Below are 23,563 nucleotides of genomic sequence, written 5' to 3' on the forward strand. Positions count from 1 at the left end.
GAAGGAGCACGATGCCTCGCACGCCCCTCCCCCTGGCCGACGCGCTCGGATCCGAGGCGGCGGAGCCCGGCTCCCCCGGGCCCGTCGGCCACGGACCCACGTCCACGCCGCTGCGCCGCCGCACCCTGATGGCGGGTCTCGTCGGCGCCGTCGGCCTCACCGCCGCCTGCGGCCCCTCGGACGGGAGCACAGGCGACGGTGGCTCCGACGACGGCGGCGGATCGGCCGAGGGCTTCCCGCTCGAGCTCGCCAACTGCGAGGCGACGCTCACCTTCGACGCCCCGCCCGAGCGGATCGTGCTGCTGGAGTCCGCGCCGGTGACGACTCTGGACGGCATCGGGGTGCTGGACCGCGTCGTCTCGCGGGCCGGCGCCTTCCCTCCCGGCTACTACGACGACGACCTCGCCGCACGCATCGAGGAGATCCCGACGCTCAGCGACGAGATCGACGCCTCCGGCCACCTGCAGATCTCCCAGGAGATGGTGATCACGCAGGAGCCCGACATCGTCTTCGGACTGCCCGACGGCGTCAGCCGCGAGGCGATGGCCGATGCGGGCGCGCAGCTGGTCGTGCAGAACGTCTACTGCGCCTCGGACCACGAGCGCTCGAGCTTCGAGACGCTCCACGAGCAGATCGAGACCTACGGGCGGATCTTCGACCACGGCGAGCAGGCCGAGCAGCTCTCCACCTCCCTGCAGGAGCGGATCGACGCCGTCTCCGAGTCCGCGAAGGACCTCGCCACCGCCACCGCCGCAGTCCTCTACCCCTCCGTGGGCGGCGGGCCGCTGTACACCTACGGCGCGGCGTCCATGGTGACCGCGCAGCTGGACGCGCTCGGCATCGAGAACGTCTTCGCGGGCACCGAGGAGCGAGTGTTCGAGATCAGCGCCGAGCCGCTGCTGGCCGCCGACCCGGACGTGCTGATCGTGCTCTACCAGACCGACGGCGACGGCTCCGACAAGGCCGAGGAGATGATCTCCCAGGACCAGCTGGGCAGCCTCCGCGCCGTGCAGGACCAGGCGCTGCTGCCGCTGCTGTTCAACTTCGCCGAGCCCGCCTCCCCGCTGGTCGTCGACGGGCTCGAGCGGATCCACGAGTGGCTGGTGGAGCTCGAGGGATGAGCGGGCCGGAGCTCCCCTCGCCCGTGCTGTCCGCGCACGGACTGCGCCATTCCTACGGCGCCTCGACCGTGCTCGACGGGATCGATCTCGAGGTGCACGACGGGGAGGTGCTCGGTCTCGTCGGCCCCAACGGCAGCGGGAAGACCACCGCGCTGCGGATCCTGCACCGCTCTCTCGTGCCGGGGGCCGGGCAGGTGCTGCTGGACGGCCGCGATCTCGCCGAGCTGCCTGGCCGCGAGCGTGCCCGGTCGATCGCGGTGATGGCGCAGGAGCTCAGCGGCGAGGTGCCGCTGACCGTCGCCGATGTGGTGCTGCTGGGCAGGATCCCGCACTCCGGCGCCTTCGGAGGGACCGGCGAGGCGGACCTCGAGATCGCGGCCGAGGCCCTGGAGAGCGCCGGTGCCCTGCACCTGGCCCGCCGGGAGTTCGGCCTGCTCTCCGGCGGCGAGAAGCAGCGGGTGCTGATCGCCCGCGCCCTCGCCCAGCAGCCCCGCGTGCTGCTGATGGACGAGCCGACGAACCACCTCGACATCGGCTCCCAGCACCACGTGCTCTCCATCGTGCGTGCGCGAGGACTGGCGACCGTGGTGGTGCTGCACGACCTGAACCTCGCCTCCCGCTACTGCGACCGCGTGATCGTGCTGGACGGCGGCCGGGTGCGCGCGGAGGGCCCGCCCGCCGAGGCGCTCGAGGTGGGACTCGTCGGCGCGACCTACGCCGTCGCTGCCGAACGGGCCCTCGCCGCCGACGGCACCACCCAGTTCCTCTTCCGCGGTCCGGACCACGCCGCTCCCGGCGATCACGACTGATCCGTCGGCCCCTCGCCCCGACGACCACCGCCCAGGCCCCCCGGCCCCCCGACCACCCCTGGAGCCGCCCTGATGACCCGCACCGCCGCCGAGGACCAGCAGGCCTGGAACCAGTACTGGACCCGCTGGGCCGCCGAGTACGACGAGCACCAGCTCTCCCGCCTCTCCCTGCCTGGCGAGCGCGAGGCCTGGTCGAGGGCCTTCGGCGCCGCGCTTCCGCCCGGCACGCGGGACGTGCTCGACCTCGGCACCGGCAGCGGCAACGTCGCCCTGCTCCTCGCGGCCGACGGCTTCGACGTCACCGGCATCGACCTCTCCCCCGGCATGCTCACGCAGGCGCGCGCGAAGCTCGAGAGCCATCCGCACCCGCCGACCTTCCTCGAGGCCGACGCGACGGACCCGCCGTTCCCGCGCGGGAGCCTGGATGCGATCGTCTCCCGCTATCTGCTGTGGACGCTGCGCGACGCCCCGACCGCGCTGCGGCGCTGGCGCGAGCTGCTGCGCCCAGGCGGCGTTCTGGTCGCGATCGACGGACAGTGGTTCGCACCCGAGGACGACGGGGGTGCGGCGCCCGCGACCCCGCGGCAAGCGCACTTCGCCGAGGCCTATGACGAGGAGGCCGTGGACCACCTCGACTTCGCCCGCGCCGGTGTGGAGCGGATCTGCACGGCCTGGGAGGAGGCGGGCTTCGTCGACGTGCGCGCGGATCCGCTGCCCGAGCTGCTGGAGCTCGACCGCGCCCACGGCGTCGCCCCCGGGCACTCCCCGCAGCTGCTGCACCGCTTCTCCGCGCGCCGCGCGGGCTGAGGCCTCCACCCGGCGCACCGCTCGACGACGCATGAAGGCCCCTCCGGATCGGAGGGGCCTTCATCACGCACGCCCGGACCGGTGAATCCGCCCCCGGGACGACGCCCCACACCCCGCACGACACTGCCCCATTGCCAACACTGTGCGCCACACACTATGGTGTGGTGCATGAGCGATGCTGTCGACACCCACTTGCAGGAGCTGCGCCGCGGCACGGTCGTGCTCGCCTGCCTGCAGCTGCTGCGCGAGCCCGGCTACGGCTACGCGCTGCTCGAACGGCTGGACGCCCATGGCCTGCCCACCGATGCGAACACCCTCTACCCGCTGCTGCGGCGCCTCGAGAAGCAGGGCTTCCTCACCAGCGAGTGGAACACCGAGGAGTCCCGGCCGCGGAAGTTCTACTCCACCTCGGCCGACGGGATCCGCCTGGCCGAGACCCTCCAGCAGGAGTGGCGCGCTCTGACCGAGTCGCTCTCCTCCCTCACCGAGCCCGACCCCGCGCACGAGGAGTCCTGACATGTCCGCCACCCTGACCGAGCGCTACATCAGCGCCACCATCCGCTCCCTCCCCGCCGAGTCCCAGGAGGACGTGCGCGCCGAGCTCGCCGCCTCCATCGCGGATGCCGTCGAGGCCCGCACCGAACAGGGTGAGGACCCCGAGGCCGCCGAGCGCGAGGTCCTCACCGGCCTCGGTGACCCCGCGGTGCTCGCCGCCGGCTACGCCGACCGCCCTCTGCACCTGCTGGGGCCGCGCTACTACCTCACCTGGCGACGCCTGCTGATCCTGCTGCTGTGGATCGTCCCGGCCTGCGCCCTGGTCGGCGTGGGCCTGTCCCAGGCGCTGATCGGCGCCGACGTCGGGACCATCATCGGCCAGGCGATCTCGACCGCGCTCACCGCGGCCGTGCACGTGGCCTTCTGGACCACGCTCGTGTTCGTGGTCCTCGAGCGCACCGGCGCGGACACCGCCGAGACGTGGAGCGTGGAGGACCTGCCCGAGCCGAAAGAGTCCGGCACTGGCCGCGCCGACCTGATCGCCTCCCTCGTCGTGCTCGGACTGGTCCTCGCGGCCCTGGTCTGGGACCGGCTGATCGGGCTGGTCCGGATCGAGGACGACTGGCTGCCGGTCCTGCACCCGGGGCTGTGGCCGCTGTGGACGCTGCTGCTGGTCGCGATCGTCCTGGCCGAGATGGTCCACGCGATCGTGCTGCACGCAAGGGGCCGCTGGAGCACGGGTCTCGCCGTGGCGAACACCGTCCTCGCGCTCCTCTTCGCGGGCTGGGCGCTGGCCCTCTTCGCGAACGACCTGCTGCTGAGCCCGGAGCTGCTCCAGCTGGCCCGCACCGTCGGCGACATCGACGCGCAGTCCATGCACACCCTCGGCGTGATCCTGGTGGTCTCGATCCTCGCGGTCGCCGCCTGGGACGTGGTCGACGGCTGGCTCAAGACGCTCCGCGACCGGCGCCGCTGAGCGGCGCGCCGACCGTCGCCGGCCCGCTCCGCCCGCCGGGGATCAGTCCGTCCGTGGACGATCGAGGCAGACCACGTGGAGGGAGTCCGGGGACCAGCAGTGCCCGCCCGCGGTCCCCGGCACGCCGTGGAGACGGGCGAGATCGCGCCCTCCCGACCCGTCGACCGCACACAGCCGCAGGAGCGGGTCGGCACCGCCGGCACCCTCCTCCCCGGGCGGTCGGCTGACGTAGGCGACCAGCCGGCCGTCCGGGGAGACCTGCGGGAAGCGGTTCACGCGCTCGTCGTGGGTGAGCTGCTCGATCCCGGTGCCGTCGGGTCGCATGCGGAACAGCTGCGCATGTCCCGGCGCGGCGGGGTCGCTCTCCGCGTCGAAGACGGCCCAGCCGCCGCCGTGCGCGGCGCCCGGCGGGTCCGGGGCCGCTCCGGGATCGCGACCGTGGTCGGCCGGAGCGACCGGGACCCCTCCGGCGCCGGGGACGCGGACGACCCGCGGGGGGATCCAGGTGCCGTCCGCGAGCCGGCACGCGCCGACGCGGGTGAGGACGACCTCGTCGAGCCTGCCCCCTGCGGCCCCGGTCGCTCCGTCGACGGGGTCCGCCGGGGCCGGGGCGGGGCCGAGCCGCTTTGGCTCCCCTCCCCCGACGGGGATGCCCCACTGCGCGCCGCCTGCGCTCACGATCAGCGTCTCTCCCCCGTCGGGCCAGCTCACGGACTCGAGGAGCAGCTCGGAGGACTCGTGGACGACGGTGGCGCGGCCGGTCTCGACGTCGAGCAGCCGGAGCCGGGAGCGTCGGCCCGGAACGCGGGACGAGGGGACCGGGTGTCGCGCCTCATGGCCGGGCCTCGCCGGGCCATGCGTCGACGCCATGCCGTCCGAACTATCAGCCATGGCGCCTCCCTCGTCGTCGACCCTGAAGCCCCGCATGCTATGCCCGGCCCCGGGGACGAGAGCAGGGATCCGACCGGTCGGACCGGCGGGGCGATCACCGTTCGGGCTCCCGTCGGTCGAGCGCGGACCGCCCGATGGCGCGGGGCGGGGCCGCCCGGGTCGAACACCCGGCCGCCCGTATCGACACCTCCCGCTCCGAGGACGCCACGGCTCGGTCTCTCAGCGCTCAGAGATCTGTGGTCGCGGTGCCGCCGGCAGGTCGGTCCCCGGTCAGGCGCGCCCTCACGATCTGTGCGACCGCGGCGGCCTTCCCACCCGGCACGCCCCAGTACTGCGCGGAGTCCCCGGAGAACCGCAGCAGGCCCAGGTTCTCGTCCTCGGGCCCTTCCGGGAAGTAGGCCTCGGCCGCATCGGTCCAGAGAGCCCGGATCCGAGCGCGGTCGTCCTCGAAAACGGCCTTCCCGGCCACCGAGAGCCAGGTCCCTCCCTCTGCCACCGCGAGGTTCACGGCCGATCCCTGCCTCAGCGCCTCGGCATGCCCGCTGTCGAGGCCCACGAAGAACCACACGTCCACGTCGTCGCTCACCTCCTGGATCGTCATCGGATGGGAGACCAGCGCACCGTCCCGGAGCGCGGTGGTCAGCATGACCAGCTCCGTCCCTCGCAGGATGCGCACGACGTCGCTCTGTCCGAACTCCTCGATACCGTTCATGACGTTCCTTTCGATCGTGGTGGCTGCGCCATCGCGGCCGTTCACAGCATGACGACTCGCGACCACTGCAACGTACCCATCTCCGCTGCGGGAGGAGGGATGCCGACCGTTCGGTTCCTCGCCGACTCCTCGCGATACCGGTTCGTCGTGCGTCCCGCCACTGCTCCGAGCTGGGTCGATGCAGTGTCCGGGGTGTGCCGCCCGATCCGGTGGAGCGCACCTGGCCGAAAGAGCGCTCGGTCGGTGCGAGGTGCCGTAACGTGCAGCGAATGAGCACCACTCTCGAAGGCTCCGGCGCGTGGCGCCCTCAGACGACCGGCCGCGAGTCGATCGCGGTCGGGGTCTCCGCCGCGATCGGCCGAACGCCGCTCGTCCGCCTGGACCGCCTCTTCCCGGAGTCCGGCATCGAGATCCTCGCCAAGCTCGAATCCGCCAACCCAGGAGGCAGCACGAAGGACCGGCCTGCGCTGTCCATGGTGCGCGATGCCGTGGCCTCGGGCAGACTGCGCCCAGGCGGCACGGTCGTCGAGTCCAGCTCGGGGAATCTCGGTGTGGCCCTGGCGCGAGTGTGCCTGGAGCACGCTGTGCGCTTCGTCTGCGTGGTCGACTCGCGCACGAACGGGACCGCCGTCGCGGCGATCCGGGCCCTCGGAGGACGCATCGAGATGGTGACGGACCCCGATCCGGAGACGGGCGATCTCCTCACAGCTCGACTGCGTCGCGTCGAACGACTCCTCTCGGAGATCCCGGGGGCCGTGAACCTCCACCAGTACGGCAACCCTGCGAACCCGGCCGCCCATGAGGACGGGACCATGCGGGAGATCGCCGAAGCCACCGGTCACCGGCTCGACGTGCTGATGGCCGCGGTGAGCACCACCGGCACCCTCGCCGGATGCAGCGCCTACCTCCGACGCACCTCGATGGACACGACCACGGTCGCCGTGGACGCGGAAGGGAGCGTGCTGTTCGGAGGGACCGCAGCCCCTCGCCCTCTGCCCGGTCTCGGCGCCGGAGTGGTCACGGACATCTCCCGCACGGTCGCCCCGGACCGAGTCGTCCGCGTCAGCGGGGTCGACTGCGTGGTCGGCGCGCGACTTCTCGCCGAGCGCGAGGGCATCCTCGCCGGCGCCTCGACGGGAGGCATCGTGCACGCGCTGGGAACGATCGCATCGGACCTCGCCCCTGGGAGCCGGGTCGCCCTGATCGTCCACGACAGCGGCGTCCCCTACCTCGGCACCGTCTACGACGACAACTGGGTGCGCACGACGCTGCACGCCGGCCCCTCCGACGTCGCCACCGCGACCACGGCCCTGCAGACCCTCGCCCGCCGTGGTTGAGGGCCCTCCGGCGAGCGAACCGCCGCTCACCCTGGCCGTCGTCGGCGACGGCCCCAAGGCGCTGTTCGCGCTCGAGGAGCTGTGCGCCCAGCTCAGCGACGCCGCCGCCCACGGCGCTCTGCGGGCCCTCGAGATCACCGTGGTCGCCCCGGGACCGGTCGAGGGGACCGGCGCCGCCTATGACGTCACCCAACCGCACTCCCTCCGACTCAACGTCGACGCCGCTCTGCTGGACGTCCCGGCGACCGGGACGAGCCCGTCGTTCCGCGACTGGGTCGCCGCCGCTCATCCCACCCTCGTCTCCGCGACCTACCCGCCGCGCGCCGTGGTCGGCGAGTACCTCCATGCGCGGTGGCTCCGGATGCTGGCGGACATGGCCCGGATCGGGGTGATGACGAGGACCGTGAGCGATCGGGCGGTGTCGCTCCGGCGCACGTCCGGGGCCTGGGAGATCCTGACCGCGAGCCACGGCGCGCTCCCGCCGGTGGAGGAGACCCTGCTCGCCACCGGACATGCCGCAGAACACTCCGGTGCCCTGGCCCGCACCTGGTCCTCGACCATCCCGATGCGTCCGGCGGTGCTGCCCGCCGCGGAGATGCTGGGTCCTCATCACGTCCCGCCCGGCGCGCGGGTGGCGCTGCGCGGCGGCGCCCTGACGTTCATCGACGCCGCCCTCGTGCTGACCCTCGAGCGCGGCGGGCGCTTCACCCCGCGCGCCGACGGCGTCTCCGGCCTCCTCCACCGGCGCGGCTCCGAGGAGCCGCTGGTCCTCCTGCCCACGGCGCGCCACGGCCGCCTCCTGGACGCGAAGCCCGACCCTCGGCTCCCCCTGCCGGCCGGGGTGAGCCGTGCCGTCGCCGAGGGAGCTCGACGCCTGGGCTCCACCGAACGGACCGACGTCGGCCCCGACGCCGTGATCGACCTCGTCCTGGACGTCGCCACGGCCGCCCTCGCTGCGACGGGGACGGATCCCCACCCCGGGCGAGAGGCGGTCGAAGGCGCACTGGCCTCGGGATCCGACCCGGATCTGCACCACGGCCCGGGCCACGCCGAGGACGCCCTGCGACGGAGCGTGGAGATCGGCCGAGGCGGACGGGCCCCCGGCCCCGCATGGATCCTCGGACGCGTCTGGGCAGGGCTCTACCGCCCCCTCACGCTCGCGGTCCGCGGTTCCGCGGCCCCCGCCGAGGAATGGGCTCGCTTCCGTCGGGCCTCCCAGGTGCTCGAGAGGTTCGCGTTCGGCCCTCCCCTCGAGGTCGCGGAGATGCTGCTGGCCATGATCGGGTCCGGCGCGCTGGACCTCTCCTGGGTGGATGCCGGGACCCGGATCACCGCGTCGGGAGTCGAGGATGCCCCGTCCGGTCACGCTCCGCCGGACGTCGTAGTCGATGCCGTGCTGGCGCCGCCGGGGATCGTGGGGATCCTCGACCCGCTCTCGCGAGCATTGGTGGACCAGGCGCTGGTGGAGGTGCGACCGGCACGCCGCGGCGCGGCCGTGGATCACGACGGCACTGCGCTCGCCGGGGACCGTTCCGGCGGCCGGAGCCAGCGGCAGGAGGGCCTCGCCCTGTTCGGGCGCCCGACGGAGGACCACGTCATCGGACACGACACCCTGAACCGGCACCTCCACGACGAGCCCCGTCTCTGGGCGGCGCGGATCACCTCGAGACTGCGCCGCACCGACGCTGAGCCCTCGGCCCCTCCCCGACCGACCACGACCACCACCCCCGAGCGGAGAATCGGTTCGCGATGACCAGACCTGCCCCCTCTTCCTCGACCGCTGCGGACCCCACCGCCGATCATCCGCCCGGCGACACCGAGACCCTGCGACGCCGCTGCGGCGGGCTCCCCCCGCTCAGCGCCCGTCTCGAGCCGTGGATGCGAGAGCTGCTGGCGGATCGTCGGGCCTGCTCCGCACTGATCGAGGAGTACGGCAGCCCGGTGAACGTCCACGAGTTCTCGGCCCTGGCCCGCAACGCCTCCGAGCTGGAGTCCGCGGCCGCCCGTCACGGCGTGCCGCTGAGGATCTTCGTCGCGCGCAAGGCGAACAAGACCCTGGGCCTGGTCGAGTCCGCGAGACGCGCCGGTCACGGGGTGGACGTCGGGAGCCACCGGGAGCTGTCCCAGGTGCTCGACCAGGGGTACGCGCCCGAGGACGTCGTGGTGACCGCCGCTGTGAAGCCACCGGAGCTGCTGCGCCTCGCCCGCGACACCGGTGTCGTGCTGGTGCTCGACAACCTCGACGAGGCCGAGGCTTTCCTGCAGGTCGCAGCGGAGAACACGACCGGTGGGCCGCAGCCCGTCGCGCTCCGCCTCGCACCGACCCCGGCCAGCGGCGTCGCCCCCACACGGTTCGGGGAGTCCGCGGCGACCTGGCAGCGCTGGGCCGATCACGCCCGGACCTCCGCCGCCGGCCTCAGGATCGACGGAGTCCATTTCCATCTCCACGGCTATGCCGCGCAGCACCGCGCCCTGGCCCTCGACGAGGCGCTCCGTCTCGGCGATGCGCTGCGCGACCTCGGCCACGACCTTCGGTTCATCGACATCGGCGGGGGCGTCCCGATGTCCTATCTCGACGACGCCCGTCAGTGGGACGCGTTCTGGACAGCGCACGATGCGTCGACGAGCGACCTCGCCGACGCGGTCACCTGGCGCGGGGAGCCCCTGCGCCAGGTCTATCCGTACCACCAGGAACCGGTGCGCGGGGAGTGGCTCGACCAGGTGCTGGGCACACGGCTCCCCACCGGGGAGACCGCAGCCGTCGCGCTGAGGGAGCGGGGCCTGGAGCTGCGCTGCGAACCCGGCAGATCGCTGCTCGACGGATGCGGCCTGACGCTGTCCCGCGTCGTGCAGCGCACCACGACCAGCGATGGGGTGCCGCTCGTCGGGCTCGAGATGAATCGGACCCAGTGCCGATCCACGTCGGACGACTTCCTCGTCGATCCGCTGCTGGTCCCCGGCGACGGTCCACGCTCTGCGCCGCTGCACGCGTTCCTCGTCGGGGCGTACTGCATCGAGGCGGAGCTGATCCTTCGTCGACGGCTCGACTTCCCGCAGGGTGTCGCGATCGGTGACCTCCTCGCCTTCCCGAACACTGCCGGGTACCTGATGCACATCCTCGAGAGCGCGTCCCACCAGATCCCGCTGGCCTCGAACGTCGTCCTCGGTCCCCGAGGCCCCCGCCGCGACGCCATCGACGCCGTCTCCCCGCTGCGGCCATGGGCGCAGGAGTCCGCCCCCGCGGCCGAGCGGGCATCCGGATCCGCCGCGGCCGACTGACTCGTCACGCGGCGCGGCTCAGCGGCCGGCCCGTGTCTCCCCGCGCCGGCCTCTGGGGCGGATGCCGTACTCGCAGGTGAGCGCGGGACTGACGCGATGACGCTCGAGCAGCCCACCTCGCGGGCTACGCCTCCTGCTCGTCCCGCGCAGGCCGCGGGACCTGCTCCGATGCCGCCCAGCTCGCGAGCAGGCGCAGCCGCTCGGCGCTGGTCGAGCCGGGCTCGGCGGTGTAGACGAGCATGACCCGGCCGGGCTCGGCGGTCACCGCCAGCTCCTCGTAGGCGAGCTCGACCTCCCCCACCACGGGGTGGACGAAGCGCTTGGTGCCCGCGCCGTGCGTGCGCACGTCGTGCGCACCCCAGAGCCGCCGGAAGATCTCCGAGCAGGTGGACAGCTCTCCCACCAGCTCCTGCATCACGGGGTCGTGGGGATCGCGCCCGGCCTCGGCGCGCATGATCCCCACGCACATCTCGGCGAACCACTCCCAGTCCGGGTAGAAGTCCCGGGAGGCGGGATCGAGGAACTGGAAGCGGGCGAGGTTCGGCACCCGCCCGCCGGCACCCTCCTCGCCCAGCAGCGGGGAGTAGAAGGCGCGGCCCAGCGCGTTGACCGCGACCATGTTCTGGTGCTGGTCGCGCACGAAGGCGATCGCGCCGGTCAGCGAGTCCATCATCCAGCGGGTGCTCTCCCGCACGGGCGCGACCCCCCAGCTGCGGGGCCTGCGGGCCCGGCCCGAGGTGGGGATCCCGTCGGCCGCGCGGGCGAGGTCGAGCAGGTGGCGGCGCTCGGTCTCGTCCATCCGCAGCGCGGTGGCGAGCGCGTCGAGCACCGCGGCGGAGGCACCGGCGATCGCGCCGCGCTCGAGCTTCGCGTAGTACTCGACGCTCACCCCGGCCAGCTCCGCGACCTCGCTGCGGCGCAGCCCCGGCACGCGGCGGAACCCGCCCGGGGACAGGCCCACCTCCTGCGGCGTCACCTTCGCGCGGCGCGACATGAGGAACTCGCGCACCTCGGCTCTGTTGTCCATGGGGTCAGGGTAGGCCGCACCGCCCTGACGCGTCCCGTGCGTGGGGCGCCCTGTCGGTACACCCCCTGCCAGGGACTCCCCCGCTTGCCGAGCAGGGCATGGAATGGATCGCGTCCCGATCAGAAGGAGAACACCCCATGCGCGCAGTCATCATGCACGCCCCCGGCGACGTCCGTGTCGAGGACCGCGAGGACCCGCGGATCATCGAGCCGACCGACGCCGTCATCCGCCTCGCCGCCACCTGCATCTGCGGCTCCGACCTGTGGCCCTACCGCGGCGCCGACGCGCCCGACCACCAGCACATGGGCCACGAGTACGTGGGCGTGGTCGAAGAGGTCGGCTCCGCGGTCGAGACCCTCGAAGTCGGCGACTTCGTGGTCGGCTCCTTCGTGATCTCCTGCGGGAGGTGCGAGATCTGCCGCGAGGGCCATCCCTCCCGCTGCGTGCACGCGATCTTCGTCGACGGGCAGATCGGCACCCAGGCGGAGAGGGCTCGGATCCCCTTCGCCGACGGCACCCTGGTCAAGACCCCCGGCATGCCCGATCCGGAGCTGATCCCCTCGTTGCTGGCCGCCTCCGACGTGCTGGGCACCGGCTGGTTCGCGGCCGACGCCGCCGGTGCCGGCCCGGGCCGCACCGTCGCCGTGGTCGGCGACGGCGCGGTGGGCCTGATGGGCGTCCTGGCCGCCCGGCAGATGGGCGCCGAGAGGATCATCGTCTTCAGCCGCCACCCCGAGCGGCAGGCCCTGGCCCGCGAGTACGGCGCCACCGACATCATCGAGGCCCGCGGCGACGAGGGCGTCGCGGCGCTGAAGGAGCTCACCGGCGGGCTCGGCGCGCACTCCACGATCGAGGCCGTCGGCACCCAGGAGTCGATGATGCAGGCTATTCGCGGCACGCGCCCCGGCGGCGCGGTGGGCTTCGTGGGCGTCTCCCACGACGTGCAGATCCCCGGGGACGAGCTGTTCTTCTCCGCGGTCCATCTCCACGGCGGGCCCGCCCCGGTGCGCCGCTACCTGCCCGAGCTGATCGACCTGATCTGGCGTCGCGAGATCGACCCGGGGAAGGTCTTCGACCTCACGCTCCCGCTGGAGGACGCAGCAGAGGGCTACGCCGCGATGGACGAGCGCCGCGCGACGAAGGTGCTGCTCACGCTCTGAGCAGCAGGGACCAGGAGCGGCGACGGGACGGACTCCCGTCGCCGCTCCAGTCCCTCACCCGAGTCCGGCCTGCTCAACCCTGCAGGACGAGCGCGGCGACCGCCGCGTCGGCGTCGGCCATGACGAGCGCACCGTGCAGCTGCGCGCCGGCGAGCGCCCCGGCCGCGGCGGACGCCCCGACCTGCGCGGTGGGGTCCGCGGCGTTCCCGGCGACCCACACGGCGGGCACCTCGGTGGTGCCGGCCTGGCCGGTGGCGACCTTCTGCCCCATCCCGGCGGGCAGCTCCTCGAGGGCGAGCCCGAGGCCGTCCAGCCCGTCCAGGCGCGGGGTCATCCGGGTGCCGGCGGCGAGCACGGAGCGCGCGACCACCTCGCCGCCCGCGAGGCGGACCCCGGCGATCCCGCCGTCGGGCCCGGCGAGGACCTCCTGGATCGCGGTCTCGTGCACGGTGACGCCGAGCGCGGCGAAGCGCTCGCGGGCGGCGGGGTCGAACTCCACACCTGCGGCGAAGACCACGACGTCCTCGCTCAGCGCGCGGAACATCAGGGCGAGGTGCGCGTGGAAGGGCAGGCTCGCGATCACGCCGATCGCCTGGTCGCGCACCTCGTAGCCGTGGCAGAAGGGGCAGTGGACGAGGTCGTGGCCCCAGTGCTCGGCGAGGCCGGGGATCTCCGGCAGCTCGTCGCGGATCCCGGTGGCGACCAGGACCCGGCGGGCGGCGAGGGCGCGCCCGTCGGCCAGGGTGATCTCGAAGCGAAGGTCGCCCTCGGCCGACGGGTCGACGGCGCGGGCGGAGGCTACCTCGCCCCGGACGACGAGCCCTCCGTACTGCCGCACCTCGGCCCGGCCGCGGGCGAGGTACTCCCCGGGCGCCGTGCCCTCGTTGCCGAGCAGGCCGTGGATCACCTCGGCGGGGGCGTTGCGCGGGTGGCCTGCGTCGAGGACGACGACGCTGCGGCGGGAGCGGGCGAGCATGAGCGCGCCGTTCAGCCCGGCGGCGCCGCCGCCGATCACGACGGCGTCGACGAGCGCCTCGGGCAGCGGGTCGGAGTGCGCCGGGTCGGCGGCGAGCGGGCTGGTCTCCGTCGGCCCGGGCAGAGGCGGGGCGGAGTGCTGGTCATGGCCGGTCATGGCGGGGTCCTCTCGGTCGGGTGCTGCGCCCCTCGGCGGGGCGATGGCTCCACCCTGGACCGACTTGCCCTGTCTGCATACACTCTTGCTCATGTCGCAAGTAACGGCGGAGCTCGACGACCTGGTGCGCAAGAGGCTGCGTGCGCTGCGTCTCGCCCAGGGGCTCACGCTCGACGATCTCGCCGGCCGCACCCACCTCAGCATCTCGACGCTCTCGCGGATCGAGAACGGCGGGCGGCGCCTGGCCCTGGACCAGCTGGTGGACCTCTCGCGCGCTCTGGACACGAGCCTCGACGAGCTCGTGGCGGTGCAGGGCGAGCAGGTCGTCTCGAACCCGGTGAAGGACCACGGCATGGACGCGCTGCGCTGGCAGATGCGCCGCTCCCCCGACACCGTGATCCTGCGCCGACGGGTCGTGGGCCCGCCCCCGGATCCCGCGCGGATGCGCGCCCACACCGGCCAGGAGTGGCTGGTGGTGCTCTCTGGGACGCTGATCCTGCAGCTCGGCGCTCAGCGCCATCGCATCACCCAGGACCAGTCCGCCGAGTTCGACACCCTGGTCCCCCACGCCTTCGGCGCCGAAGGCGGTCCGGCCGACGTGCTGCTGATCGTGGATCGAGCCGCCGGACGCGGCCACCACGACGACGCGCGGGCCGACGGCAGGTCGTGACGCACTGGGAGACGCACCCCTGGGAATAAACCCCTGGACATCACCGTTGATCACCCCGTAGCGTGCAGCACTCCGGACGACAGCCCCAGCCGTCGTCGGATGTGCGAGCCTCCCGGCCGGACCCGCCACGACGGCGGCGCCCCGGCCCTCGCACCGCGTGCAGCGCGAGCAGCCCGCCCCAGCGGGCGCCGCGAGCACCCCGCCATGTCGCAGTGGCATCGACTGCCCTGCACAGCGGGACACGGATGACTCGCTCCGCCCCGGCGGAGCTGTTGCACGCACACCCACCCGGCACCGTGCCGGACACAGACATCACGTCGGCCGCGCGCCGACCTCGAAGGAGAACCACATGACCGACCACCGACAGCACCATCGACCTCAGCCCCATCTCGTCGTCTTCCGCGACCAGAGCGCCGGGCTGCGCTACCTCTCCCGCTCCACTCGCACATCGGAGCACTCGACCACCTGGGAGGACGGGAACATCTACCCCGTCATCGAGGTGGACCTCTCCTCCGCCGCGCACCTGGCGCGCACCGGAGGCCGTGCCGTGCAGGAGGAGCAGTCCCGACGCACTCTCGTCGGCACCTCCGCCTGACCCTGCGCGGCGCCCGTCGCTTCACGACGGCGGGCGCTGCGACCAGCCTCGACAGCCGGCCCGGCCATACGGGAATACGAGAACCCCCTTCGTCGTTGACCTTTCAGTCATCGACGCGGTGAGGAGAACGCCATGCAGAAGAACATCCACCCTCAGTACCGACCCGTCGTGTTCCGGGACCGGAGCGCCGGGGAATCCTTCCTGACCAACTCGACCCGCACCTCGGACAAGACCGTGACCTGGGAGGACGGCCGGGAGTACCCGGTGATCGACATCGAGGTCTCCTCGGCCTCGCATCCGTTCTGGACCGGTCGCGGCACCGTGCTGGACACCGCCGGGCGCGTCGAGCGCTTCCGCCGCCGCTACGGCGACAAGGTGCTGCCGGCGAGGACCGCGACCGCCTGAGAGTCCCACGAGTCGCCCGAAAGGCGGCGCCCCAGAGAGCCGTGATCCGGCAACGACGAGCCTGCTCGTCCGACCCGGGTCACGGCTCTCGTCGTCGGCGGGGCCGTGCGGTCGGCCCCGGCTCGGCGTCGAAGCCATGCGCATCAGCACGACGACGACGTGACCCAGCAGACGATGCCGTTCCGTCCTCGCAGGCGCATACTGTCCTCGACGCCGCCGCGATGACGACGCCTCACCTCGGGTGAGCACGAGCGAGCCCGCCGGATGAAGGAGCGGGCGATGACCGCACAGTTCCCCGTCACACAGGCCCCAGCACCTCGGACCCCGGTCCCGCAGGCCCCCGCCCGCGCGGCCGTCCCCGGCTCCGTCGCCCAGGCCCCCGGACTCCACGGGCCGCTCACGGCGCAGCCCCGAGCGACGGTGCCCGGCCCACAGGTCCGGCCTTCCCCACCGGACGCCGCAGCCCCTGCCCGCTACCCCTGGCACCTGCGCCTCTCCTGGCTGCTGGTGCTGGCGGGCGGGCTCCTCGCCTATGTCACGACCTTCGTGATCATGGTCCTCACCGGCAATCCGATCCTGCTGCCGACGGTGCTGCTGGTGGGCGCGGCGACGATCCCCGTGAGCGTGCTGCTGCTCGCGCAGTCCACCCGCAGCGGCCCCGTCGTCCCTGGACGGATCGTGCTGGTCACGGTCGCGGCGAGCGGCCTGTTCGGCATCTGCGCGGCCGGCCTCGAGGAGCGGATCGCGGGCGCCGTGCTCGGCGGCGCCTCGATCCTGCTGGTCGGGGTGATCGAGGAGTCCGCGAAGCTCGTGGTGCCGCTGATCGTGCTCGCGCTCGCCCATCGCGCGACCCGCGGCGGCGGGCTCGTGATCGGCATCGCGGCCGGCACGGGCTTCGCGGTGCTCGAGACGATGGGCTATGGCTTCGGGGCGCTGCTGTTCAAGGGCGGCGGGCTCGGCGCGCTGGATGCGACGCTGGTGCTGCGCGGGGTGCTGGTCCCGGCCGGGCACGTGGCCTGGACGGGTGCGGTGTGCGCGGCGCTGTGGTTCCTGGTCGAGACGTCCCACAGGGGACGCGGGGCGCTCGCCCTGGTGGTCGCCCTCCTCGGAGCGGTCGTGCTGCACACGGCCTGGGACGCGACCGGCAGCCCCGTGCTGCGGATCGTGGTGGCGGCGGTGAGCGTGGGCACGCTGCTCACCCTCGTGGTCCTCACCCACCGCAGCCACACCCGACGGACCGTCCCGGCAGCCTGAGCTCGCCTGCGGCCCCTCTCACACCCTGGCGTCCCGCTCCCCGAGCCAGGGCGCGAGGGGGTCCTCGGCGCCGAGCCACGGCGCGAGGCCTCGCGCCCACTCCTGCGGGGTGAGCAGGCTGCGGGCGAAGGCGTCCCGCACGCGGGGCAGGTCGGCGGGGTCCTGGCCGGTGACGACGAGCCGGGTGGTGGGCAGCTCGGCGCCGGTCCGCCAGACGGCGCCGATGGAGACCTGGCCGCCGGCGCCGTCCCACTGGCAGATGCTGTCGGGGCGGTCCGGCACCCAGAAGCGACCGCGCCCGCGCAGGCGTCCGCCGCCGAGGGCCTCGATGTTCGCGAGGAGTCGGTCCGGATGGAAGGGACGCTCGCAGAGCAGGTCGAGGGTCCAGGTGCCGTGGTCGGTGGGGCCGCCGTAGGGCTCGACGCACCGGGCGTCGCGTCGGCGCAGGGCGACGGTGTGGTCGAGCCGTCCGCCGAGCACGTCCGGCACGGCCACGGCGAAGGGGTCATGGAGGAGGCGCTGCTCGGGGGCGCGCAGGTGCTCGACGAGCTCGGCCCCGGGGCCGTCCGGCTCACCCGAGAGCACGATGACGTCGGAGTACTCGAGCTGGGCGGCGAGCGCCTCGCCGACGGAGCGGGCGTCGCCGTCGGCCCAGCGCAGCCCGCGCTCGGCGAGGGTGGCGTCGCCCAGGAGGTCCTCGGAGGCGGTGCCGGCCGCGGCGAGGGCGACCGCGGAGGCGAGGTGCCAGACGTCCTCGTGGGGGCGCAGCGTGCCCGCCACGATCGACGGGTCCGCGCTCAGTGGCGGGGCGAGCAGGATGCCGGTCACCTCGGGGAGGCCGGCGAGGCGGGCGAGGGCCGGCACGGCGTCCTCGCGCATGGCGCAGGAGACGCAGGGGTGGGCGAGGTCGACCAGCCCGTCCTCGCGCACCCCGTCGGCCGCGACGACGAGGCGGCGCAGGGCGGAGGAGTCCTCGGCGACCTCGTAGCGCAGGGCGAGGAGTCCCTCGGCGTCCAGGAGGAGGCTCGCCACCAGGGCGTCGCGCAGCACCTCGTCGAGCGCCGTGACGACGGCGACAGGGCGGGAATGCCGAGCCCCCGAAAGGGGTTCAGGGGAGACGGGATTCGAGGAACGGCTCTCGGGCATGGGTCCTGCACTTCCTGCTTGACGATAATCATTCTCATTACTAGTATCGCTGCCCATGTCCCAGCGCTGTCAAGTCACCGGAGCGGTCCCCCGCTTCGGGAAGTCCGTGTCCCATTCGCACCGCCGCACCTCGCGACGCTTCGACCCCAACGTGCAGACGAAGAGGTTCTTCGTCCCCTCGCTCGGTCGGACCGTGCGCCTGCGCGTCTCCGCCCGGGGGCTGCGCACCATCGACCGCCGCGGGATCGAGGCGGTCGTCGCCGAGATCCGCGCCCGCGGAGAGAAGATCTGAGAGGAAACCCCTTATGGCCAGGAAGAACGACATCCGGGGCGTGGTGAAGATGCGCTCCACCGCCGGCACCGGATACACGTACATGACCACCAAGAACCGACGGAACACCCCCGACCGGCTCGTCGCGCGGAAGTTCGACCCCCGCGTGCGCGAGGTCGTCGAGTTCCGCGAGGAGCGCTGATGGCCAAGACCTCGAAGATCGCCGCCGACCGTCGCCGGCGCGAGACCGTCGCTCGGTTCGCCGAGCAGCGCGCCGCGCTCAAGCGCACGCTCAAGGACCCCGCGGCGACCACCTCGGAGAAGGTGATCGCCCGCCGCGCCCTGCAGCGCCTGCCGCGCGATGCGAGCCCCACCCGGCTGCGCAACCGCGACGCGATCGACGGCCGTCCGCGCGGGTTCCTGCGCACCTTCGGGCTCTCCCGGGTGCGCTTCCGCGAGGCCGCCCACGGCGGCGAGCTGCCGGGCGTGACGAAGTCCAGCTGGTGAGCTCCGGCTCGCCCCACCCCATCCTCTGAAGGAGGACATCCCATGAAGCCGTCCATCCATCCCGACTACCGGCCCGTCGTCTTCCGCGACGCGAGCGCCGACTTCTCCTTCCTCACCCGCTCCACAGCCACCTTGGAGCGCACCATCACCTGGACCGATGGCCAGGAGTACCCGGTCATCGACGTGGAGGTCTCCTCCGCCTCGCACCCCTTCTACACGGGGCAGTCCAAGGTGCTGGACACCGCCGGTCGCGTGGAACGCTTCCGCCGCCGCTACGGGCAGACGACGCGATGAAGGTCCGCTCCTCGCTCCGCTCCCTCGCCGCCCGCCCCGGTGCCCAGGTGGTGCGCCGCCGCGGCCGGCTCTACGTCATCAACAAGAAGGAGCCCCGCTTCAAAGGCCGGCAGCGCGGCTGACGAGCGCCTCGGCCAGCCGGGGTGCGAGCCGCTCGGCCATCACCCGGTAGCCCTCGGGCGTGGGGTGCAGCCGGTCACCGAGCAGGTGCATCTCCTCGGCGGTGATGATCTCGGTCCCGTCGACGACCGTGAGCAGCGGGTCCTCGGCCGCGAGCAGCTCCGCGCCCTGATGGACGATCTCCCGCAGGCGGCGCTGGGTGAGCCCGGCGTCGTTCGAGACGTCCTCGCGGTGCGGGCCCGAGGTGATGGTGCTCATGAGCAGGATCGGCGCCGGGGTCAGCCGTCGCACGTGGTCGACGAAGCCGATCAGCGCCGGCAGCAGGCTGCGCTCGGTGAAGGTGGAGGCGCCGTAGATGTTGGCGCCGATGCAGAGGGTGACCAGGTCCGGGCGGGAGCGCCCGATCGTCTCGGCGACCGGCGGATCCAGATGGCACTGCCCGGACAGGCCCAGCGCGGTCAGCTCGTAGTCGTTCTGCGCCGCGACCAGGGCGGGCCAGGTCCCCAGCGGGCTCTCCGCCTCGTTGCACTGGGTGATGGAGCTGCCGTGCACGGTCCAGCGCGGGCCGCGCGGCGGGGCGGGGACGAGCACGCTCGCCTCGTGCAGCAGCGCCTGGTGCAGCACGGTCGGGGCGGTGTGCGGGAGCCACAGCTCGACGCGCGCCAGGCTGCCGGGAAGGTCCACGATCAGCTCCGCGCGGCCTCCCGCCTCGAGGGTCGCCGTGTGCTCGCCGTCGATCACGAGGTCCGCACGGCGCGGGGCGTCCGCGTGGGACTCCTGCGTGGTGAGCACGAGCTCCAGCCGGCGCGCATCGGTCTCCACGGCCAGACGCACGCCGTTCGGGATGCGGGCGAGCTCCTCGACGTCGGCGGAGCCGATCCGCGCCAGCTGCGCGGGCGCCAGGCGCCAGGGCTGGGTGCCACCCGCGACGCCGGTCCAGGTCGCCGCCCCGGGCCATGCCTCGGGGAGGTCCTCGGGCAGGATGCGGCGGGTGGTGCGGGCGGCGGTCATGCGGGCTCCTTCGACGGCTCGGCTCCGGACGGAGCACGTGGGCACCGTACCGCCGAGCGGGGCCGCGGGCCGACAGGTCTACGGTGGTGCCCACCGCTCCTGCGTCGAGACGAGGCCGCCATGGATGACGCTGCGCACACGACCGACCCGGCACCTTCACCCGACGCCGCGCTGACCATCGATCTGCTGGTCGTCGGCGCGGGGCCGACGGGCCTGATAGCGGGGCTCATCGCTCGCCGCCGCGGACTGTCGGCCCTGGTCGTGGATCCGAAGCCGGGGCCGACGAGGGAGTCGCGGGCGATCGTGGTCCAGTCCCGCAGCATGGAGATCCTCGATCAGCTGGGCCTGGTCACACCGGTGCTGGAGGGGGCGCAGGCCGCGGGCCGGATCCGGATCCGGCAGGGCAGTCCCGGCGTCGGGGCGGACTTCGCCGCCGCACAGCAGGGGGACACCCCGTTCCCGGGGGCGCGGGTCTTCGAGCAGAGCCGCACCGAGCGCCTCTTCGCGGACGCCCTCACGGCCGACGGCGTGCCCGTCCGCTACGGGCACGGGCTGGTCTCCTTCACCGCGGACCCGTCGGCCGACGAGGGGATCGAGGCGCTGCTGGAGGGGCCGGAGGGCCCGGTCCGGGTCCGGGCGCGATGGCTGATCGGGGCCGACGGGGCGAGCTCCCCCGTGCGCCACCTGCTGGGGCTCCCCTTCGAGGGCGTGACCGACGAGGCGACATTCTGCGTGGCGGACCTGCACGGGGTGCGGGGCCTCGAGACCGGTGCGCTCACCGCACGCTTCGGCCGGCAGCGCTTCGCGATCCTGTTCCCGCTGGGCGAAGGCGGGCATGCCCGGCTGATCTGGCTGCACGGCGGGGCGGAGCCCGACCAGGAGGAGGCGCTCGCGGGCGCTCGCGAGGATCTCGGGATCCAGTACGAGCGCGTGGACTGGTTCTCCGCCTACCGGGTCCATCACCGCGTCGCCGCCCGGTTCCGACAGGAGCCGGTGTTCCTGGCGGGCGATGCCGCGCACGTCCACTCCCCCGTGGGCGGTCAGGGCATGAACACGGGCCTGCAGGATGCGCATCACCTGGTGAACCTGGTGGCCGACGTCGCCTCCGGGCTACGGGAACCCGACCAGCTGGAGCGCTACGAAGCCGAGCGTCGACCGGTGGCGCTGACGCTGGTGCGGATCGTGGACCGGGCCTTCGGGGTGATAGCCCGGCCCGGCCGCGGCACCGCCTTCGCGCGCCGGCGAGCCCGTGACCTGCTCGCCGTGCTCGCACCGCGGCTCCTCGCCACTCCCGTCGGGCGCCGACTCGGCGGGTGGCTGGGCCAGTACCGCATCCACTACCACCCGGTCCCCGACGGGGAGCCTCTGCCGCACTGGGCGCGCGACCGGTCCGTCGGTCGGCGCCTCCTGCCGACCGACGCGAACCGCGAGGCGCTGCGGGCGATGACCTGGCAGCTGCACGTGGTCGGGACGGACACCGCCGAGCGACCGCAGGTGCCCGAGGCGGTGGGGGGACCGTTCTTCGGTGCGGGACCGGGCCGCGGCACAGGACCTGGCCGCGACACCGCAGCGCGGATGCTGCTGGTGCGGCCCGACGGCTTCGTCGCCGCCTCCTGGCCGCTGCACGCGGACGCCGCCGCGGCATCGGACGTCGCGGACGCCCTGCGCGCCTACGGGATGACGCCCGGGCCGGCAGGCCCGTCGGCCTGAGCCGCCGCTGCGATCGCCGGACTCGGCGACCGTGCGATCTCAGACCTGCCCGCCGTCGAAGTACTCCCTGATCTCGTCCGCGACCGGCGGCACCTCGAGGGGCACGCCGCCGGAGCGGATCGACTCCGCGCCGCGCACCCCGGTGGCCACCGCCTCGCGGGCCGCGATCACGGAGACCTCGGTGCGGCCGCCGGAGCGGGCGAAGCGCAGGAACTCGGCGACGAGGCTCGGATCGGCGCCGCCGTGGCCGCCCTCGGCCCGGGCGATCACCTCGACGTCGTCGGGCCGGCCGGGCCCGGAGCGGCGCGAGGTCCACAGGTGGATCTGGTCGCCGGCGCCGTCGCCCATGTTCTCGATCCGTCCGGCGTCCCCGATCACGGTGTAGTTCCGCCAGTAGTCGGGGGTGAAGTGGCACTGCTGGTAGGAGGCGAGGACGCCGTTGTCCAGCGTCATCTGCAGCATCGAGATGTCCTCGACGTCAACGACGGGGTTGAGCTCCTTCTGCGCGGTGGGCGGCCAGATGTCCTCGTCGTACCACTCCCCCATGCGGCGGCCGGAGTTGTCGCGGCGGTCGGTGATGTCGCCGTAGACCGCGAGGTCGCCGATGCCGGAGACGCGGCGGGTGGCGCCGCCGGCGAGCCAGTGGATCACGTCGATGTCGTGGGCACCCTTCTGCAGCAGCAGGCTCATGGCCTTCTCCCGCTCGGCATGCCAGTCCTTGAAGTAGAAGTCGCCGCCGGCGCCCACGAAGTGGCGGCACCAGATCGCCCGGACCCTGCCGATCCGGCCGGAGTCGACGATCGCCTTCATCTGCCGCACCACCGGCATGTGCCGCATGTTGTGGCCGATGTACAGCCGCGCCCGCTTCTCCTTCGCGATCTCGAGCATCGCGTCGGCGTCCTCGAGGGAGATCGCCATCGGCTTCTCGCAGAAGGTGGGGACCCCGGCGGCGAGGGTCTGCCGCGCGATCCCGGCGTGCGCGTAGTCGGGGGCGAGGATCATCACCGCGTCGACCTCGTGCGCCTCCAGCATCTCCTCGACGGAGCGGGCGGTCGCCACGTCCTCGCCGAAGCGCTCGCGGGCGAGGTCCCGGCCGCGCTCGGCCGGGTCGGCGACGACGGTGACGCGGGAGCCCTCGCCGGGGCGGTGGGCATGGGAGGCGAGATCGGAGCGGGCGCCCATGCCGATCACGCCGACGCGCAGGTCAGTGGTCATGGAATTCAGTCCTCCTCAATGGCCGGGACGGCACGGGCGGCGCACTCGACGCGGTGCTCCTCGGCGAGCGCGACGGACTTCGTCGTCGGCCCTCTCCACGGTGAATCGGTTTTCGCCAGTCTGTCAGCCGACGAGCGCCTGCGCGAACCGGCCCGCCCACGGGCACGCCGACGGACGGCCCGTGCTGTTCAGCGCTGTCCCGAGGATGGCCTCGGGCAGCACATTCAGCCCTGCCCGGTCAGGAACGCGCGCCTCTGCGCCTCGCGTCCGTCGCGCAGACGGCGCGCCCATCCCGGGTACAGGAACCCCGGAAGCGGCAACGGGGGGATCAGGAAGTACAGGGCGGGGACCGCCAGCACCACCATCCCCGCGGTCGCGAGCAGGCGGAGCACGGTCCACTGATGGGGTGCGGCGACCACCGCGAGGCAGACCAGCAGCGCCCCGACAGTCGGCATCCCGAGCAGCACCACCCGTTCTTCCATCCAGTTCTCCGACAGCGGGTTCATCCAGCGACGCATCGCCGCCGGCCGTCCTGCACGCAGCCAGAGCCCGAGACCGATCATGAGCAGGCCCACCAGGCCGATGCCGAGGGCGGTCATGAGCTGGCCTGTCATGGCCG

General features: G+C 73.4%; 27 protein-coding genes. 19 read left to right on the plus strand and 8 right to left on the minus strand.

Features of this window, described 5'->3' with window-relative positions:
* Nucleotides 1–11 precede the first annotated feature (11 nt).
* The 5 genes from A4A78_RS00075 to A4A78_RS00095 all read left to right on the plus strand — a co-directional run bounded on the left by A4A78_RS00075 (nt 12) and on the right by A4A78_RS00095 (nt 4,208).
* Nucleotides 12–1,121 carry an ABC transporter substrate-binding protein gene (locus tag A4A78_RS00075; protein ID WP_062946420.1) on the plus strand — a complete coding sequence of 370 codons (1,110 nt, stop codon included), beginning with the start codon at nt 12–14 and terminating at the stop codon, nt 1,119–1,121.
* The gene (locus A4A78_RS00080; protein WP_062946421.1) at nt 1,118–1,930 is read left to right on the plus strand and encodes an ABC transporter ATP-binding protein; all 813 of its coding nucleotides are present in this window, start codon (nt 1,118–1,120) and stop codon (nt 1,928–1,930) included. The genes A4A78_RS00075 and A4A78_RS00080 overlap by 4 nt, the downstream gene beginning before the upstream one ends.
* A gap of 72 nt (nt 1,931–2,002) precedes the next feature.
* Complete coding sequence (locus A4A78_RS00085) at nt 2,003–2,737, plus strand: class I SAM-dependent methyltransferase (RefSeq protein ID WP_062946422.1); 735 nt, start codon at nt 2,003–2,005, stop codon at nt 2,735–2,737.
* Nucleotides 2,738–2,905: 168 nt separating this feature from the next.
* Nucleotides 2,906–3,253: a PadR family transcriptional regulator gene (locus A4A78_RS00090; protein ID WP_062946423.1), complete on the plus strand. Its 348-nt coding sequence runs from the start codon at nt 2,906–2,908 to the stop codon at nt 3,251–3,253.
* Nucleotide 3,254: 1 nt separating this feature from the next.
* Complete coding sequence (locus tag A4A78_RS00095; protein WP_062946424.1) at nt 3,255–4,208, plus strand: permease prefix domain 1-containing protein; 954 nt, start codon at nt 3,255–3,257, stop codon at nt 4,206–4,208.
* Between the two features lie 42 nt (nt 4,209–4,250).
* Here A4A78_RS00095 and A4A78_RS00100 read toward each other — a convergent pair whose 3' ends face one another.
* Both A4A78_RS00100 and A4A78_RS00105 read right to left on the minus strand, forming a co-directional pair.
* Nucleotides 4,251–5,099 carry a biopolymer transporter Tol gene (locus tag A4A78_RS00100; protein WP_231880753.1) on the minus strand — a complete coding sequence of 283 codons (849 nt, stop codon included), beginning with the start codon at nt 5,097–5,099 and terminating at the stop codon, nt 4,251–4,253.
* 226 nt (nt 5,100–5,325) lie between these two features.
* Nucleotides 5,326–5,811 (minus strand): pyridoxamine 5'-phosphate oxidase family protein, encoded by a 486-nt coding sequence (locus A4A78_RS00105; RefSeq protein ID WP_062946426.1) that lies wholly within the window; start codon nt 5,809–5,811, stop codon nt 5,326–5,328.
* A 269-nt stretch (nt 5,812–6,080) separates the two neighbouring features.
* On the opposite strand from A4A78_RS00105, the gene A4A78_RS00110 reads away from it, so the two are divergent.
* Genes A4A78_RS00110 through A4A78_RS00120 form a run of 3 tightly spaced genes read left to right on the plus strand, consistent with a single transcriptional unit; the run spans nt 6,081 to nt 10,427 of the window.
* Entirely contained in the window at nt 6,081–7,148 is a 1,068-nt protein-coding gene (locus A4A78_RS00110) for a pyridoxal-phosphate dependent enzyme (RefSeq protein WP_062946427.1), read from the plus strand.
* Entirely contained in the window at nt 7,141–8,901 is a 1,761-nt protein-coding gene (locus A4A78_RS00115; protein WP_062946428.1) for an FAD/NAD(P)-binding protein, read from the plus strand. Before A4A78_RS00110 ends, A4A78_RS00115 begins: the two co-directional genes overlap by 8 nt.
* Complete coding sequence (locus A4A78_RS00120; RefSeq protein ID WP_062946429.1) at nt 8,898–10,427, plus strand: alanine racemase; 1,530 nt, start codon at nt 8,898–8,900, stop codon at nt 10,425–10,427. Before A4A78_RS00115 ends, A4A78_RS00120 begins: the two co-directional genes overlap by 4 nt.
* Nucleotides 10,428–10,551: 124 nt before the next feature.
* On the opposite strand, the gene A4A78_RS00125 is transcribed toward A4A78_RS00120, so the two are convergent.
* Entirely contained in the window at nt 10,552–11,454 is a 903-nt protein-coding gene (locus A4A78_RS00125) for a helix-turn-helix transcriptional regulator (RefSeq protein WP_062946430.1), read from the minus strand.
* Between the two features lie 137 nt (nt 11,455–11,591).
* Here A4A78_RS00125 and A4A78_RS00130 point away from each other — a divergent pair, with 137 nt between their 5' ends.
* Nucleotides 11,592–12,614, plus strand: coding sequence for a zinc-dependent alcohol dehydrogenase family protein (locus A4A78_RS00130; protein ID WP_062946431.1), 1,023 nt, complete (start codon nt 11,592–11,594; stop codon nt 12,612–12,614).
* A 73-nt stretch (nt 12,615–12,687) separates the two neighbouring features.
* Here the strand turns inward: A4A78_RS00130 and A4A78_RS00135 are convergent, their stop codons facing one another.
* Nucleotides 12,688–13,746, minus strand: coding sequence for an NAD(P)/FAD-dependent oxidoreductase (locus tag A4A78_RS00135; protein WP_156488499.1), 1,059 nt, complete (start codon nt 13,744–13,746; stop codon nt 12,688–12,690).
* Between the two features lie 91 nt (nt 13,747–13,837).
* On the opposite strand from A4A78_RS00135, the gene A4A78_RS00140 reads away from it, so the two are divergent.
* The 4 genes from A4A78_RS00140 to A4A78_RS00155 all read left to right on the plus strand — a co-directional run bounded on the left by A4A78_RS00140 (nt 13,838) and on the right by A4A78_RS00155 (nt 16,670).
* Nucleotides 13,838–14,416 carry a helix-turn-helix domain-containing protein gene (locus A4A78_RS00140; protein ID WP_062946432.1) on the plus strand — a complete coding sequence of 193 codons (579 nt, stop codon included), beginning with the start codon at nt 13,838–13,840 and terminating at the stop codon, nt 14,414–14,416.
* A 349-nt stretch (nt 14,417–14,765) separates the two neighbouring features.
* The gene (locus A4A78_RS00145) at nt 14,766–15,011 is read left to right on the plus strand and encodes a 50S ribosomal protein L31 (protein WP_062946433.1); all 246 of its coding nucleotides are present in this window, start codon (nt 14,766–14,768) and stop codon (nt 15,009–15,011) included.
* 132 nt (nt 15,012–15,143) lie between these two features.
* On the plus strand, nt 15,144–15,416 hold the full coding sequence (locus A4A78_RS00150; protein ID WP_062946434.1) for a type B 50S ribosomal protein L31: 273 nt from the start codon (nt 15,144–15,146) through the stop codon (nt 15,414–15,416).
* Nucleotides 15,417–15,695: 279 nt separating this feature from the next.
* Complete coding sequence (locus tag A4A78_RS00155) at nt 15,696–16,670, plus strand: PrsW family intramembrane metalloprotease (RefSeq protein WP_197466597.1); 975 nt, start codon at nt 15,696–15,698, stop codon at nt 16,668–16,670.
* Between the two features lie 18 nt (nt 16,671–16,688).
* On the opposite strand, the gene A4A78_RS00160 is transcribed toward A4A78_RS00155, so the two are convergent.
* Nucleotides 16,689–17,816, minus strand: coding sequence for a GTP-binding protein (locus A4A78_RS00160; protein WP_156488500.1), 1,128 nt, complete (start codon nt 17,814–17,816; stop codon nt 16,689–16,691).
* 55 nt (nt 17,817–17,871) lie between these two features.
* Here A4A78_RS00160 and rpmB point away from each other — a divergent pair, with 55 nt between their 5' ends.
* The 5 genes from rpmB to ykgO are packed head-to-tail and all read left to right on the plus strand — an operon-like array spanning nt 17,872 to nt 19,010.
* Nucleotides 17,872–18,108 (plus strand): 50S ribosomal protein L28, encoded by a 237-nt coding sequence (gene rpmB / locus A4A78_RS00165; protein WP_053917303.1) that lies wholly within the window; start codon nt 17,872–17,874, stop codon nt 18,106–18,108.
* 13 nt (nt 18,109–18,121) lie between these two features.
* Entirely contained in the window at nt 18,122–18,289 is a 168-nt protein-coding gene (gene rpmG, locus A4A78_RS00170; protein ID WP_062946436.1) for a 50S ribosomal protein L33, read from the plus strand.
* Nucleotides 18,289–18,594: a 30S ribosomal protein S14 gene (gene rpsN / locus A4A78_RS00175; RefSeq protein WP_062946437.1), complete on the plus strand. Its 306-nt coding sequence runs from the start codon at nt 18,289–18,291 to the stop codon at nt 18,592–18,594. The genes rpmG and rpsN overlap by 1 nt, the downstream gene beginning before the upstream one ends.
* A gap of 42 nt (nt 18,595–18,636) precedes the next feature.
* Complete coding sequence (locus A4A78_RS00180) at nt 18,637–18,888, plus strand: type B 50S ribosomal protein L31 (protein ID WP_062946438.1); 252 nt, start codon at nt 18,637–18,639, stop codon at nt 18,886–18,888.
* Nucleotides 18,885–19,010, plus strand: coding sequence for a type B 50S ribosomal protein L36 (gene ykgO, locus A4A78_RS00185; protein ID WP_062946439.1), 126 nt, complete (start codon nt 18,885–18,887; stop codon nt 19,008–19,010). Before A4A78_RS00180 ends, ykgO begins: the two co-directional genes overlap by 4 nt.
* Here the strand turns inward: ykgO and A4A78_RS00190 are convergent.
* Nucleotides 18,988–20,019 carry a GDSL-type esterase/lipase family protein gene (locus A4A78_RS00190; RefSeq protein ID WP_062946440.1) on the minus strand — a complete coding sequence of 344 codons (1,032 nt, stop codon included), beginning with the start codon at nt 20,017–20,019 and terminating at the stop codon, nt 18,988–18,990. The two genes, ykgO and A4A78_RS00190, sit on opposite strands and share 23 nt — an antisense overlap.
* Before the next feature lie 120 nt (nt 20,020–20,139).
* Here A4A78_RS00190 and A4A78_RS00195 point away from each other — a divergent pair, with 120 nt between their 5' ends.
* Nucleotides 20,140–21,729 (plus strand): FAD-dependent monooxygenase, encoded by a 1,590-nt coding sequence (locus A4A78_RS00195; RefSeq protein WP_062946441.1) that lies wholly within the window; start codon nt 20,140–20,142, stop codon nt 21,727–21,729.
* 39 nt (nt 21,730–21,768) lie between these two features.
* Here the strand turns inward: A4A78_RS00195 and A4A78_RS00200 are convergent, their stop codons facing one another.
* Both A4A78_RS00200 and A4A78_RS00205 read right to left on the minus strand, forming a co-directional pair.
* Nucleotides 21,769–22,944 (minus strand): Gfo/Idh/MocA family protein, encoded by a 1,176-nt coding sequence (locus tag A4A78_RS00200; protein WP_062946442.1) that lies wholly within the window; start codon nt 22,942–22,944, stop codon nt 21,769–21,771.
* Between the two features lie 224 nt (nt 22,945–23,168).
* A complete protein-coding gene (locus A4A78_RS00205; RefSeq protein ID WP_062946443.1) occupies nt 23,169–23,558 on the minus strand; it encodes a hypothetical protein in 390 nt (129 codons plus the stop codon).
* Nucleotides 23,559–23,563 lie beyond the last annotated feature (5 nt).

Origin of the sequence: Brachybacterium sp. sponge (assembly GCF_001613775.1) — a bacterium.
In the GTDB taxonomy this organism is placed as follows: domain Bacteria; phylum Actinomycetota; class Actinomycetes; order Actinomycetales; family Dermabacteraceae; genus Brachybacterium; species Brachybacterium conglomeratum.

Excerpts from the sequence above, each read along its gene's own strand:
- A4A78_RS00075 (WP_062946420.1), top strand. The coding sequence starts at position 12 with ATGCCTCGCACGCCCCTCCCCCTGGCCGACGCGCTCGGATCCGAGGCG.
- A4A78_RS00080 (WP_062946421.1), top strand. The coding sequence starts at position 1,118 with ATGAGCGGGCCGGAGCTCCCCTCGCCCGTGCTGTCCGCGCACGGACTG.
- A4A78_RS00085 (WP_062946422.1), top strand. The coding sequence starts at position 2,003 with ATGACCCGCACCGCCGCCGAGGACCAGCAGGCCTGGAACCAGTACTGG.
- A4A78_RS00090 (WP_062946423.1), top strand. The coding sequence starts at position 2,906 with ATGAGCGATGCTGTCGACACCCACTTGCAGGAGCTGCGCCGCGGCACG.
- A4A78_RS00095 (WP_062946424.1), top strand. The coding sequence starts at position 3,255 with ATGTCCGCCACCCTGACCGAGCGCTACATCAGCGCCACCATCCGCTCC.
- A4A78_RS00100 (WP_231880753.1), bottom strand. The coding sequence starts at position 5,099 with ATGGCTGATAGTTCGGACGGCATGGCGTCGACGCATGGCCCGGCGAGG.
- A4A78_RS00105 (WP_062946426.1), bottom strand. The coding sequence starts at position 5,811 with ATGAACGGTATCGAGGAGTTCGGACAGAGCGACGTCGTGCGCATCCTG.
- A4A78_RS00110 (WP_062946427.1), top strand. The coding sequence starts at position 6,081 with ATGAGCACCACTCTCGAAGGCTCCGGCGCGTGGCGCCCTCAGACGACC.
- A4A78_RS00120 (WP_062946429.1), top strand. The coding sequence starts at position 8,898 with ATGACCAGACCTGCCCCCTCTTCCTCGACCGCTGCGGACCCCACCGCC.
- A4A78_RS00125 (WP_062946430.1), bottom strand. The coding sequence starts at position 11,454 with ATGGACAACAGAGCCGAGGTGCGCGAGTTCCTCATGTCGCGCCGCGCG.
- A4A78_RS00130 (WP_062946431.1), top strand. The coding sequence starts at position 11,592 with ATGCGCGCAGTCATCATGCACGCCCCCGGCGACGTCCGTGTCGAGGAC.
- A4A78_RS00135 (WP_156488499.1), bottom strand. The coding sequence starts at position 13,746 with ATGACCGGCCATGACCAGCACTCCGCCCCGCCTCTGCCCGGGCCGACG.
- A4A78_RS00140 (WP_062946432.1), top strand. The coding sequence starts at position 13,838 with ATGTCGCAAGTAACGGCGGAGCTCGACGACCTGGTGCGCAAGAGGCTG.
- A4A78_RS00145 (WP_062946433.1), top strand. The coding sequence starts at position 14,766 with ATGACCGACCACCGACAGCACCATCGACCTCAGCCCCATCTCGTCGTC.
- A4A78_RS00150 (WP_062946434.1), top strand. The coding sequence starts at position 15,144 with ATGCAGAAGAACATCCACCCTCAGTACCGACCCGTCGTGTTCCGGGAC.
- A4A78_RS00155 (WP_197466597.1), top strand. The coding sequence starts at position 15,696 with ATGACCGCACAGTTCCCCGTCACACAGGCCCCAGCACCTCGGACCCCG.
- A4A78_RS00160 (WP_156488500.1), bottom strand. The coding sequence starts at position 17,816 with ATGCCCGAGAGCCGTTCCTCGAATCCCGTCTCCCCTGAACCCCTTTCG.
- rpmB (WP_053917303.1), top strand. The coding sequence starts at position 17,872 with ATGTCCCAGCGCTGTCAAGTCACCGGAGCGGTCCCCCGCTTCGGGAAG.
- rpmG (WP_062946436.1), top strand. The coding sequence starts at position 18,122 with ATGGCCAGGAAGAACGACATCCGGGGCGTGGTGAAGATGCGCTCCACC.
- rpsN (WP_062946437.1), top strand. The coding sequence starts at position 18,289 with ATGGCCAAGACCTCGAAGATCGCCGCCGACCGTCGCCGGCGCGAGACC.
- A4A78_RS00180 (WP_062946438.1), top strand. The coding sequence starts at position 18,637 with ATGAAGCCGTCCATCCATCCCGACTACCGGCCCGTCGTCTTCCGCGAC.
- ykgO (WP_062946439.1), top strand. The coding sequence starts at position 18,885 with ATGAAGGTCCGCTCCTCGCTCCGCTCCCTCGCCGCCCGCCCCGGTGCC.
- A4A78_RS00190 (WP_062946440.1), bottom strand. The coding sequence starts at position 20,019 with ATGACCGCCGCCCGCACCACCCGCCGCATCCTGCCCGAGGACCTCCCC.
- A4A78_RS00195 (WP_062946441.1), top strand. The coding sequence starts at position 20,140 with ATGGATGACGCTGCGCACACGACCGACCCGGCACCTTCACCCGACGCC.
- A4A78_RS00200 (WP_062946442.1), bottom strand. The coding sequence starts at position 22,944 with ATGACCACTGACCTGCGCGTCGGCGTGATCGGCATGGGCGCCCGCTCC.
- A4A78_RS00205 (WP_062946443.1), bottom strand. The coding sequence starts at position 23,558 with ATGACAGGCCAGCTCATGACCGCCCTCGGCATCGGCCTGGTGGGCCTG.